Source organism: Paenibacillus sp. FSL L8-0470 (assembly GCF_038008625.1).
Taxonomy (GTDB): Bacteria; Bacillota; Bacilli; order Paenibacillales; family Paenibacillaceae; genus Paenibacillus_AQ.
In genome coordinates this window covers 3,551,990-3,564,395 of sequence record NZ_JBBOZM010000001.1, presented here as the reverse complement: position 1 = coordinate 3,564,395, position 12,406 = coordinate 3,551,990, and the positions used below count along the sequence as shown (strand labels likewise).

At 48.2% G+C, this 12,406-nt stretch carries 8 protein-coding genes; 3 read left to right on the top strand and 5 right to left on the bottom strand.

Annotated elements, in window-relative coordinates; translation table 11 throughout:
• Positions 1–9 precede the first annotated feature (9 nt).
• Complete coding sequence (locus tag NST99_RS16205; RefSeq protein ID WP_341093067.1) at positions 10–1,203, top strand: MFS transporter; 1,194 nt, start codon at positions 10–12, stop codon at positions 1,201–1,203.
• 206 nt (positions 1,204–1,409) lie between these two features.
• Positions 1,410–2,213, top strand: a complete 804-nt coding sequence (locus NST99_RS16200; protein WP_341093066.1) for a polysaccharide deacetylase family protein — start codon at positions 1,410–1,412, stop codon at positions 2,211–2,213.
• Positions 2,214–2,270: 57 nt separating this feature from the next.
• Here the strand turns inward: NST99_RS16200 and NST99_RS16195 are convergent, their stop codons facing one another.
• From NST99_RS16195 to NST99_RS16175, 5 genes are all read right to left on the bottom strand, one after another.
• Positions 2,271–2,864, bottom strand: a complete 594-nt coding sequence (locus tag NST99_RS16195) for a TetR/AcrR family transcriptional regulator (RefSeq protein WP_341093065.1) — start codon at positions 2,862–2,864, stop codon at positions 2,271–2,273.
• 43 nt (positions 2,865–2,907) lie between these two features.
• Positions 2,908–3,678 (bottom strand): flavodoxin family protein, encoded by a 771-nt coding sequence (locus NST99_RS16190; protein ID WP_341093064.1) that lies wholly within the window; start codon positions 3,676–3,678, stop codon positions 2,908–2,910.
• A 196-nt stretch (positions 3,679–3,874) separates the two neighbouring features.
• Entirely contained in the window at positions 3,875–7,321 is a 3,447-nt protein-coding gene (locus NST99_RS16185) for a discoidin domain-containing protein (protein WP_341093063.1), read from the bottom strand.
• 165 nt (positions 7,322–7,486) lie between these two features.
• Positions 7,487–8,164 carry a DUF6273 domain-containing protein gene (locus NST99_RS16180; protein WP_341093062.1) on the bottom strand — a complete coding sequence of 226 codons (678 nt, stop codon included), beginning with the start codon at positions 8,162–8,164 and terminating at the stop codon, positions 7,487–7,489.
• Between the two features lie 278 nt (positions 8,165–8,442).
• The gene (locus tag NST99_RS16175; protein ID WP_341093061.1) at positions 8,443–11,115 is read right to left on the bottom strand and encodes a family 78 glycoside hydrolase catalytic domain; all 2,673 of its coding nucleotides are present in this window, start codon (positions 11,113–11,115) and stop codon (positions 8,443–8,445) included.
• A gap of 134 nt (positions 11,116–11,249) precedes the next feature.
• Between NST99_RS16175 and NST99_RS16170 the strand changes: the two genes are divergently transcribed.
• The gene (locus NST99_RS16170) at positions 11,250–12,122 is read left to right on the top strand and encodes an AraC family transcriptional regulator (RefSeq protein WP_341093059.1); all 873 of its coding nucleotides are present in this window, start codon (positions 11,250–11,252) and stop codon (positions 12,120–12,122) included.
• Positions 12,123–12,406 lie beyond the last annotated feature (284 nt).

Sequence of the window (12,406 nt, the reverse complement as noted above, 5' to 3'; positions counted from 1 at the left end):
AGGATTACAATGCAAAATGAACAAGAAGTTAAGGATCAGCCTATTCCGGGATGGATTACCTTTCTGCTCGCGGCCTCATGTGGTATCATCGTTGCCAATCTTTATTACGCACAAACGTTAGTGGGTCCGATCAGTGCTGCAACAGGGCTGTCCTCAGCAGCAGCAGGATTAATAGTTACCATTACTCAAATCGGTTATGTTCTGGGTCTGCTGTTCATTGTACCGCTTAGTGATATTATCGAAAACCGGCGTCTTGCCGTGGTTTCGCTGATCGTCGTCATAATTGCTCTAGTGGCCGCGACTTTCGTCCATCATGCAGCCCTGTTCCTGACGGCTTCCTTTTTTATTGGATTAGGTTCTGTTGTCGCTCAAATTCTGGTCCCTTATGCTACTTATTTGGCTTCTGAAGAACAACGTGGACGTGTGGTGGGCAATGTGATGAGCGGACTTCTGCTCGGCATTATGTTCTCCCGTCCATTAGCCAGCTTTACTGCAAGCTTCTGGGGATGGCGGTCTGTATTTGCAATCTCCGCGGTTCTGATTGCTGTACTGTCGGTCTTGCTGTCGCGGATTCTTCCGAAACGTATGCCCTCGCGGGCAATGAACTATGGAGAGTTAACCCTGTCGCTGGTTACTTTATTCAAGCAAACGCCGGTATTGCGGCGCCGCGCCTTTTATCAAGCTTCTCTTTTTGGAGCCTTCAGCCTTTTCTGGACGGCAGTCCCTTTACATTTGGCAGATGAGTTCGGATTGTCCCAGCAAGGAATTGCATGGTTTGCTTTAGCCGGTGTGGGAGGAGCCGTAGCCGCTCCAATCGCCGGACGTCTGGCGGACAAAGGCTGGACCCGCCGTTTAACCGGACTGGCGATGGTTTTGGCTACACTCTCCTTTCTGTTGGCTTTTCTGCTTCAAGGCCATTCTAGAGCAGTCCTTCTCCTGCTTGTACTCGCCGCTATTGCCCTGGATATGGCTGTGTCGGGAAATCTCGTGCTTGGACAGCGTGCAATTTATTCACTCGGGAATGAGGCCAGAGGCCGGCTAAATGGTCTGTTCATGTCCATATTCTTTATGGGCGGGGCTATTGGATCCTCCTTGGGAGGCTGGTCCTATGCTCATGGCGGCTGGAGCTTCACCTCGCTGATCGGAACGGTCTTGCCGCTGCTGGCGTTGCTTTACTTTTTTACGGAGAAAAAAACGGAGTGAACAACATTTAACCCTTTGGTGAGACGCGGATGATATTTAGTGCTTTTTTGAAACGGTTCATAGTGGTAAAAAAGGCGTCCCCTCTGCAGAAACTCGGCTGAAGGGGCGCCTTCATTTGCAAATAATCCCCCAATTTTCCGGGGAGTTACATTATAATAAGGCTATACAGGCTTGTTTACATAAATGAACATTATTGGAGTGTGGTAATGATGAAGCTGAAATTTAATTTATTTCCTGGCGGGATGTCCAAAGCACTCACCATGAGTTATGATGACGGGCAAAAACACGATATTCGTCTGGCCGGATTATTTGATCAATATGGGATCAGAGGAACCTTTCATCTCAACAGCGCAATGCTGAACGCTCCCGGATTTCTTACGAATGATGATGTACGGGCCATAGCCCGCAATCATGAAATATCGGCGCATTCTGTAACCCACCCGCATTTGGACCGACTGCCATTACCCATGGTGGTAGAGGAGCTATTGGAAGACCGCAGACGGCTGGAGCAGCTTGTAGACTATCCGATTCGGGGAATGTCTTATCCCTATGGTTCGTATTCGGCAGCTATCATCCCTCCGCTACAAACAGCAGGTATTGAATACAGCCGTACTGTTGTTTCCACCAGGCAGTTTGATGTCCCTCTTGATTTTATGGAATGGCATCCTACTTGTCATCACAAGGACGAGCTTGAGGGGATTTGGGAGCGCTTTACTACCGAAGGACCTTCGCAGAAGTTCAGGCTCTGCTATGTTTGGGGGCACAGCTTTGAGTTCGAGCGTCAGAACAACTGGGAACTGATCGAAGCCTTTTGCCGGAAAGCCGGCGGTCACTCCGATGTATGGTATGCAACAAATGTCGAAATCATGGATTATATTCAAGCTGTCCGTTCCTTGAAGTTTAGTGTCGACCGCAAGATCATCCGCAATCTTTCCTCCGTGGACATTTGGCTATCCATTAACGACAAGCCCGTTTGCATTAAAGGCGGCGGTACCTATATCTCAAAGTAATTCAGTGAACAAGCTGCCGGTTCTCCCGGCAGCTTGTTGCGGCTGCTTAACTTCAATCTACATGGGTTTTGCCTGCGGATAATCAGTCAGCCCCTTCATTACAAACTCCGCCATGTAATCCATAATCTGCGGAAAATGCTGAATCCCGATTTCATCTTTATGGGTGTCTATAATAATAATTCCTGTGAAAAAAGCCATGATCAGCTCAACATCCAGGTCATTTCTTATCTTTCCTTCAGCTTGCCAGCGTCTGAACAGTTCTGCAAAACTGTCATATAAGAAATCAACCTGATCGACGCCGTTCTCTTCACGGTATTGCTGCTCAATCTTGACGAAAACGTCTTTGTTAAACCATTCTTTAAGGATCGGGTTTGAATTCATTCCATTAATGTTTAATTCTATTAATTTTTTGATCAGCGCCAGAGGTTCCTCGTTTAAGTCGATGGATTTCATAATGCTTTTTTTCAGCTTCACGTTTTCTTCCAGGAATATCTCCAGAAACAGCTTCTCTTTAGAAGAGAAGTAATTATAAAATGTGCCTACTGCAATCCCGGCCGCTTTTGTAATGTCGGAGACATTGGTTTGTTTAAAACCTTTCGTACTGAAGATTGCTTTACCATTGTTAAAAATCTCTGTTCTCTTATCCTCCACTCTATTGCCCTCCGATAGATAGATATATAGTTACTGTTATTTGCTATGAGCGTTTAGCCATTCTTTTTCCCATTCCATCGAAAATGCGACCAGCCATTTTTTTGACAAGCCCTAAGGAAACCGGGTAATAGTACCCCGATTCAAACCAGCCGTTTTCCTTGTAATACCGGTAATCCTTAGACTTATCGTCGAGCATTAGCTGAATGCTGGTACGGGACATACGGAATGTCATCAGCCTGAAAAAAGAAGGAACTGGTGGTGCTGGACGCATAAGGTTCTTGTAAAATCTCGCAGAAGCTTTATTGATTTCCCGGGTTATTTTATTCTGCGCAGCTTCACTTCGGGGCTCAAGCGTCGTCAGGACACAGTCTTTGGAGACCCGAAATCCGAAGTTCCCCCCCATACTGCTAAGATACTTGACGATAGCGTTGCCTCCAAAGATTCCCTGATTAACAATCGCCGTAAAGGTCTTCCCGAAAAAACGCGGTCTATGGAAAGTAAAAGCAAGCCGGTCCAGCAGGTTCTTTATTGGTGCGGATACATGAAATGCGTAATTGGGAGTGGCAAAAATAACTCCGTCTGATTGGATCATCTTTTCCATCAGAATGTCACGATCATCATGCAATGGGCAATATTCCTCCCCTTTATCAAAACATACCTTACAACCCCGGCAATATTCAAGCTGATAATCTTTCAGAAATACGATTTCGAACTCAATATTACCATAAGCTTTGAGATTACGCTCAAATTCACATACTGCCTTGTAAGTCGAATGCTTCTGATGATTTCCGATAAATGCAGTAACTTTTTTCATTGAAGCCCCTCCAGTATCTTCTGTGTTTAAGTCGAATTTCCTAGTGAATTAGCAAATGAATGAATTTATATTTATTCATTCATATCATAACATGAATATTCTACTCTGTCAGGATTGATATCCAGGTTTATACAAAAAGGCCTGCCCGAGATATTCCTTCATGGAATCATTCTCAGGCAGGAGCTTTTAGTTAATCTTATTGAATGGTCAACTTAAACCCATTTTGGATGAAGTATAACGCTGGATAAGCGATATTACTTGTCGTCAGGTTCTTAAACGTTGCAGAACCATTGCCGGTATAAGTGTAGATCGCCGCACCCAGATGAGGCCCCGCGAACCGCGAGCTGGTAATCCCGTCAAGTCCAGTACCGTTAATATTGATATTGTTAAACACAATATTCTCAAATCCGCTTCCGTAGCCGAACTGAACTGCATCCCGCTGAGTGTTGATGATATCAATATTGGTGAATGTTACGTTCTTGATCGGATCATTGGAAGCCTCCAGATCTATCGCTCCGCGTTCTCCATCGTACAAGTCTTTACTGGTTCCGCTGTTGATTATGGTTGTATCCGTGAATACAATGCCGGTGTTGTTCTGGAAATGATATCCCGGGAACACCGTGTTCATTCGGATTCCGGAACCTCCAACGGTGTCAATGATGTAGTTGTGATCCGCCTTATGCCCGCTTCCGCCAAAGAAGGCGATAGCCGCTGCACGCCAGTTATTCTCGATTGTATTGTAGGAGAAGACATTGTTTACACCGGCAGGTGCACCATTGGTATTGCTGGTCCACACCACAAGACCGTCATCTCCGTTATTCCGCACGCTGCTGTTACGTACGGTGGAGTTGCTTGTTCCTTGGGCGAAGTTGATTCCGTCGGCGAGGTTGTTGCGGATGCGGCTGTTCTCGACCACCAGCCCGCTGGCATAGATTGCCGGAGTATGCCCATAGTCCCCTACCCACATGCCGCATTCAAAATGCTCTACCCAGACGTCATGGATGATGGAATTGGTTCCGAAATTGTCCATGAAACCCTTGTAAATCGCATTTTGCCCATATCTGGAACGCAGATTCGAATTAAGATACACATTGCTGAAATCAAGCTTGCCTGTTATTCGGAGCGAAATGCCTCCACCCGCCGCATTTGGATTGGTAAACTGGAGATTTGTATGCCAGTAACCCGCTCCAGTAATTGTTATGTTGCTGATCATTTTACTGATTGAGCCAATCTGCCACATGCTGCTGAGGTTGAAGGTTCCTGCCGGAATGTAAAGTGTTTTCCCGCCTGCAACTGCTGCAGTAACGGCAGAATTGAAAGCAGCAAGATCATCCTTATTGTCATTCGCCATTGCCCCGTAATCCGTTACAGAAACTGCACCTGCCGGACGTGAGACAGCCGCCGGAACGGGCTCAATTTCAATGAAATCCACACCATATTCTAGGCTGTCCCCGTTATTCTTCTGAATGCGTATCGTATCTCCCGGTTGCAGCGCTGTGTCCATTTTCCAATGCACTTCATCAAACCTGAACAGCGGGCGTCCTGCACTAGGAGCATCTCCCGGCATATCGCCCGAGAAATACTGCCAGCTGTAATAGGAGCTCAGTGGAATAGTCTTGGCCTTGACTCCATTTACATATACATCCAGCGAACCGTTAAGTCCCATACCATCTGCCGAATCTGGCATGGTGAATCTCATGGTTACACCCGCACCGCCTTCACCCGGTCTTACTGTCCACTGGGCATAAGAACCGTTCGAGGGCAGTGCCACATAACGCTGGCCGGAAGCCTCCGAAGCAATCAATGCCTGATTGAACGTAGGTGCACTCTTCAGGGCTGCAGCTCCACCTCGGGCAGCGTCATCGGTGTCGTACCGTGTGTAGGGTACACTTGCCCCACGAAGAGAATATACAACCAGATTTGTTGTATTTACATTGTTAGCCTGCTTTGCCGTCACTTCGTTGGCGTCTGCGGCAACGGTAGTAGTTACGGTATAGTTGCCATTAAGCGCTGCCCAAGTCCCCGGAATTGCAACATGAACAGATGCTCCGGCAGCAAGGGTACCACTGTAGGAGCCGTTAAAGGTTTGAATGGTTGAACCTGCAGAATTCTTAAGCACTACAGTGACTCCATGAGCACCATTTGCTGAACCCATGGTTCCCTGATTTTTCAGATTCACAGTAAAGTTGACAGCTTTATTGGCAACCGGGTTGCTTGGTGTCCACGATACTCTACCCACCAGATCTGAGCTAGTCACAGGAGCGACAACAAGCGATGCTGGGTTCGTATAGCTGTTGTTGGTGTCGTTCTGCTCAATAATAAGGTTGCTCTTATCAACTTTGGCGTTTAAGGCGTAGGATGCAGCGGCTTTTGTTCCGATATTCAGCGAAACGTTCGCCGACCCGCCTGCCGCTAATACGCCTACCGGGGAAGTTCCGGCAAGTTCACTGTTCAGGTAAAAATTCACCGTTGAGGCTGCGGAACTTGCATTGCCGTTGTTCTTAACCGTTGCATTTAACGTGATCGCACTGCCCTCAACAGGGGCGGCAGGTGTCCAAGATATGCCGCTAATCAGGAGATCCGGGTTCGGTGCAGGTGTGCCGAACACTTGAAATTCAGCAATCTGTCCGGCGGGTGCACCGGAATTTGCTGTGATGTTAAGCTGTATGCGTTTGACCGTTGCGTTCACCGGAATAGTGACCGTATTGCCGGAGGACGGATTAAACGTATACGATTGTGCGGATACCAGACTGCCGAAAGCCGTCGTGTCCTGGTTATGGCCGAGCACTTGAATGGTTTGTGTGCGCTTACCCCATCCAGTGGACGGATTAAGCTTGAGCACGACCGATGTAACGTTGTAATTTGCGCCGAGATCAAGCGTTAATGTACTTGGCTTGCCGCTGCCTTCCCAGTATGTGCTCGTATTATTATCGTTTGCATTAGCAGCCACGTACGATTGTGTGCTTGAGGATGCGCTGATTGGTTTGCCGGTGGCAATGTTGCTGCCCGGAGAAGTCGTTGGAGTTGCTGTCGGGTTGACTGTTGGTGTCGGTGTAACCGTTGGTGAAGCTGTTGGTGTAATTGTTGGTGTAATTGTTGCTGTAGGAGTCGGTGTTGGCGTAATACTGCCGGTACCATAAATTTCGAATTCAGAGAGTTGTGCAGCTGGCCAGCCGGTATTGGCTGTTACGTTCAGACGGACGTAACGTGTACTGACAGCGGTAAAATGAATGGTAACTGAATTGCCTGCCACCGCCGGATTAAATACGTACTCCTTGGAACCGACAATATCTGTAAACGTGGTGCCGTTCGTGCTGCCTTGGATGGCCAGCGTTTGCGTACGGGTTTCCCAGCCTGCAGGAACTTTGAGTACCATTTGATCCATGCTCGTACTTGCTCCAAGATCGACACTAATCCATTGGGGGAATGCACTGTTTGTGCTTTCCCAGTAGGTTTCCTGCTTGCTGTCTTTGATGAAGTCCGGGCTGTACGTTTGAGATTGTCCACTCGACGTTACGTGCTTTCCCAGCGTCAGGTTCGTTCCGCCAGCCGCAGATACGGGTGCGAAAGGCCCAACGGCCAGGAACCAGCTTGAGATCAGCAGAATGACTACAAGTGAGCCTGCAAGATACTTGCTGCGCATGATACTCCTCCTCCAAAATGTGTAGGTGCCTGATCGTAGCTGTAGCCGATGCTCCTCCTTTCTATGCAATACACCTTCATTATAGAGATTACGCAGAATAACTTATGAGAGGTATTTCTACGGAAAAGATGGCCGATACCATGAATAATCCAGTGCCGATCGTTATCATTGAAGATGAATTATTAAAGCGGGACGCACACCGTAACAAGCTAAGTTGACACGTCCATAACTGCGAATACTGCTGCGAGGGCCAATAAAAAACGCGCGCGAAGAATTGCCAAGCTGAGTTCTCAGCCACCACCAGGAGCAGCCCAATTCTTCACCCTCCTCGGTGATATAGTCATTTTTCACTTTTTTATTATACACGTACAAGTGGCATCCATCGTTCTTTTTTATTCTGGCAAATTCTGTTGCTATTGCCCGCCGTTTCGCACTTAAAGAGACTTCATCAAGTTTATAGGTCAGTTCTTTCACCTCCAGAACACTGGGCAAAAAAACCTTGTCCTCCGTGTCTGCACTACCCTCTCCATTGTCAGCGCAATGTGTAGTCTTGATGAATCTCTTCTCGGAGTCATTGAACGCGGCATTATAAAACTCATCGTTCAGCCACCTTCGCAAATCAGAGTCACGCCATGTAATATCGGCATACTCCCCATGATATCGCCTGCAATCCAAAATGTACTCGCTCAAAATGAATAGCTCACTACCCGAATTTTGCAGCACCCGCCACTTAATCGGTGTTCTGTCCCCGCCGCCAACAGTCTGCGGATAAGTGCCGAAAGTAAAGATTTCGCCGGGCTTTGCGCTCAAGTGCAGCGTGAAAGCAAAATTTTCTTCTTCCATTTTAGATTTCCTCCTTTCGTTTCTAATGTAATCGTACAACATTTATGCAAGTGCTAAGCTAAAGCTGGTATACCCTTGATTAGTCGTAATATCAATTTAAAGAAGTTTAGCGCTGTACTTTAATGTTTTCCTCTAAGTTTTGTCTGCAGTTAAGACGTTTGCAGAGAGCGTAAGTGCAAAGATCAAAAAGCATAATTAAGCGAAAAAAACAGCATCAGGCTCTCACTGTGGAGTAAGAGCCTGACGCTGCCGAGTCTGAACGGCAGCAATTACGGCATTTACGAAGGATACCCGTAAGTAAATAGGTAGCTGCCCGATCCCATTTCTATTTGCACACCAGTTTCTGCAGGCAATGTGCTGTAGATGCCTTCAGCCTGCTCCACCGGAATGCGGCTCTCAAGCAATCCCTGCAGCATTGCTCCCGGAAGTATAACTACCGCACTTGTATTTGCGGGGACCGTAATCTGAACTTCCATGCCGCCATCCTCCAGCCGCCGCCATGACGAAGCCAATGTGCCATACATGGTTTCTAGACTGGCTCTAGCGAAATCCATGCCTTGGCCCGGTCTCGGACGGATGTGAACCTTCTTAAATCCCGGCTCAGCTTCGTCCGGCCCCATTCCGGCAACATAACGGTACAGCCATTCTCCGATTGCTCCGTATGCATAGTGATTAAAGGAGTTCATGTCTGCACTCCAGAAGCTGCCATCCTCCCGGATCCCGTCCCAATGCTCCCAGATCGTAGTTGCCCCTTTAGTCACTTGATAGAGCCAGGATGGATAATCCTTCTGAAAGAGCAGCTTGTAAGCAAGGTCGTTATGCCCGTTGTCACTAAGCACAGGATTCAAATAAGGTGTGCCGACAAAGCCTGTCGTCAGATGATCTCCGGCTTCGGAGAGCAGCTCTGCCAGTTTCAGGATCGCCTGCTCCTTCGCTACCCCATCTATAAGATCAAAGCGCAGCGCCAACACCTGAGCCGTTTGGGTGGGGACGGATAACTGCCCGTCTGGATTCACATATTCTTCATGGAAGGCTTCAAGTATTCTACGATGTAATTCGCGGTATTCATCTGCATCCTTTGTATTTCCCAGTGCGGCAGCTGCTTTAATTGTCAGTGAAACCGAATAGGCATAAAATGCGGTAGCTACGTAATTGGGATCTGTGGCTCCAACATAGCTGTCCGGCTTTGAATCCAGCGCCAGCCAGTCCCCGAAATGAAATCCGGTATTCCACAAATAAGGATTGTCTCCCTGGGCGCGAATATATCCCACCCAGCTTTTCATACTCTCATACTGTTCTGCTAGAAGCCGCTTGTCGCCGTACATTTCATAGATTGTCCAGGGACAGACTGCAGCTGCATCACCCCAAGCTGCCGACGAGTTGCTTGTCTCTCCCCAGCCGTCAGAGAAAGCTTCTGTCAGGTTGGGAACATAAAACGGAATACCTCCTTCAGGGGTCTGATCCGCCTTCAAATCCCGCAGCCATTTGGTGAAGAACGGCGCAGTGTTCATCAGATACGAAGCTGTACGGACAAACATCTGCGCATCACCGGTCCAGCCGAGCCGTTCATCCCGCTGCGGGCAGTCGGTTGGCACATCCAGAAAGTTCCCCTTCTGCCCCCAAAGAATATTGTGATGCAGCTGGTTCACCAATGGATCCGAACACTGGAAGTCCCCGGTACGCTCCATGTCTGAATGCACCACCACACCTGTGAAATCCTCAAGCTGAACGGTTTCCGGGAAGCCTGTAAGCTTCACATAACGAAACCCCTGGAAGGTGAAATGAGGCTCATAGCTCTCTATTTCACCACCCTTCAGCGTATAGCGGATGAGCTGCGTCGCACTACGGATGTTTTCCCGGTAGAAGTTGCCGTCCCGGTCCAATATTTCAGCATGCTGAAGTTCAACAGTCTCCCCGGCCTTCCCCTGTACCGAAAATTTAAGCCAACCGACCATGTTCTGCCCCATGTCCAGAACTTTATCACCTTGGGGAGTTGTCAGCAGTGCAATAGGCTGCAGATTCTCATTCCGGGTTACAGGAACATTTTCCTGTGCCACAATAATATCTTTGGTATGCCCGATGACAGCAACGGGATGCCATCCTGCTTCCGATGTACTCATAAGATTACGCTCAAGCCGCGCATCGTAAGTCTCACCCATATAGATATCCGACATGCGGATCGCGCTTTCTGCCGCCTCCCAGCCTTGCCCGGTATGGATGCGCTGCGTACTGCCATCCGTATATTTTATATGAAGTTCCAGTAAAAGCGCTGTTGTTGATCCATAGATTTTTTCCTCCTTTTTCCATCCCAAATGTCCCTTGTACCAGCCATTCCCCAGCAGCGCGCCTAGCACATTTGTCCCCCCGGACAGGAGATTGGTTACGTCATACGTTTGATACTGTAAGCGTTTGCCGTAACTCGTCCAACCGGGAGTGAAATAGTGATCTCCGACACGCCGGCCGTTCAACTGCAGCTCGTACAGACCCAGTGCGGTAACATAAATTCTTGCGCTTGCAACCATCCCTTTAAGCTCAACGAATGTACGAAGCTGCGGGCAAACCTCGGAATCTTCAGTGAAATACTCGGTTGGAGCACTGATCCACTCTCCCTCCCATGGCTCACCCATCAACCCGGTTTCAAAAAATGCAGTCTCCGACCAGCCGGAGCACACACCGCCTTGATCCCATGCCCTAATTTGGTAATAGTAACGTGTGCGCGCTTCCGGCTTCACCTGTTCCATCTCGACATGAATGGACTGCGATGACTCCACTCTGCCGGAATCCCAGCGCATTTCACGGTAGCCGTTATCCATAGCAACCTGAATCTGGTAAGCAGCCTGTTTGCAATCTCTGCGATCCGTTACCAGCTGCCAGCTGATTCGCGCTGCAGCGAGATCGATGCCGAGCGGGTTTTGTTTGTACTCACAGCGAAGTTTTTCTATTGCGAACATATCGGTGTGATCCTCCCTCTATAGCTATAATTTAATCATTGCTCTATAATTATAGCTTCGGCACCGCTTTCATTACCCGGCAATACGGTCAATATATCCCTGAAATCATGTCATTTTTTATGGGAGGAGATTACATGCAACGATCGGCACAATTGTTCAAAAGCGAGAGTTTTCTGCAGAATAATCTGCACTTGCTGGTCAACCGCTACGCGGAAAACTTCTTCGCTCCTTATCACTCCCACGACTTTATTGAATATTGCTACGTCGCTGAAGGGCGGGGTTTTCATCACATGGATCAAGCTGTTATTCCGGTCCGCAAAGGCATGCTGTTCGTGATTCCTGTGGGCGTGTCCCACGTATTCCGGCCGGCCACATCTCATCCAGAACAAGACCGTTTGATAGTCTATAACTGTCTTTTTGATGATTATATGGTGGACCGTTTGTCCGTCCTGCTGCAAGAAGAATCACCAATTATAGAACATCTGCAGTCACTCGGCAGCAGCGGATCAGCTTATTTTTCCGTCTCGGATTGGGACGGCTCGATAGAGATACTAATGCTGAATCTACACCGCGAAATGTCTGTGCCTGGCATCGGCTCCGTAACTATGCTGCAAACACTGCTAAGCCAGCTGATAGTCACTGTATACAGGCAACTATATGCGGATCAAGACAGGTCCACAATCGAGGCTTCCGATTTCGCCCAGGTCATTCTATTTATGGAGCAGAAGCTTTCCGAGGGAATCACTCTTGCCCATCTGGCCCAAATATCCCGCTGGAGCAGCCGGCATCTCCAACGTATGTTCCTCAAGCATACCGGCCAGTCCTTTGGCTCCTATCTGCAGCATCTGCGGATTCAAAAAAGCTGCGAACGGCTGCGCACCTCTGATCTCAAAATCAGCATGATTGCCGAGTCGGTAGGATACCGGGATATCGACACTTTTAACTCCGTATTCAAAAAAATTGTCGGTGAGCCGCCAATGGCGTATCGAAAGCGGCATCGAACGTAACCTTTGTTCTGCCAAGTGGAAACGGCTTCGCCGTCCTCAAATAAATTATGTTTTAAAAAAACCGCCCAAAAGGGCGGCTTCAACATTCTTTTATTCTAAGGCGTAGCTTCAAACCGCTTCCCCGCCAAAACCTGCTGCTGTATGCCCTAAGGAATCATGGGTGCTCTGAGCACGAAAGGACCGAGTTGCACTTATTTGGAGCTTTTAGCCTGTTACAGTAGGACAACGGACTCCAGCGCAGTTATTTCTTTCAGCTGGCCGTTTTTAGATCTAATGCAGAGCAG

Coding starts and splice junctions, on each gene's coding strand:
- NST99_RS16190 (WP_341093064.1), bottom strand. CDS start 3,678: ATGAAAAAAGTTACTGCATTTATCGGAAATCATCAGAAGCATTCGACT.
- NST99_RS16175 (WP_341093061.1), bottom strand. CDS start 11,115: ATGTTCGCAATAGAAAAACTTCGCTGTGAGTACAAACAAAACCCGCTC.
- NST99_RS16185 (WP_341093063.1), bottom strand. CDS start 7,321: ATGCGCAGCAAGTATCTTGCAGGCTCACTTGTAGTCATTCTGCTGATC.
- NST99_RS16170 (WP_341093059.1), top strand. CDS start 11,250: ATGCAACGATCGGCACAATTGTTCAAAAGCGAGAGTTTTCTGCAGAAT.
- NST99_RS16180 (WP_341093062.1), bottom strand. CDS start 8,164: ATGGAAGAAGAAAATTTTGCTTTCACGCTGCACTTGAGCGCAAAGCCC.
- NST99_RS16200 (WP_341093066.1), top strand. CDS start 1,410: ATGATGAAGCTGAAATTTAATTTATTTCCTGGCGGGATGTCCAAAGCA.
- NST99_RS16205 (WP_341093067.1), top strand. CDS start 10: ATGCAAAATGAACAAGAAGTTAAGGATCAGCCTATTCCGGGATGGATT.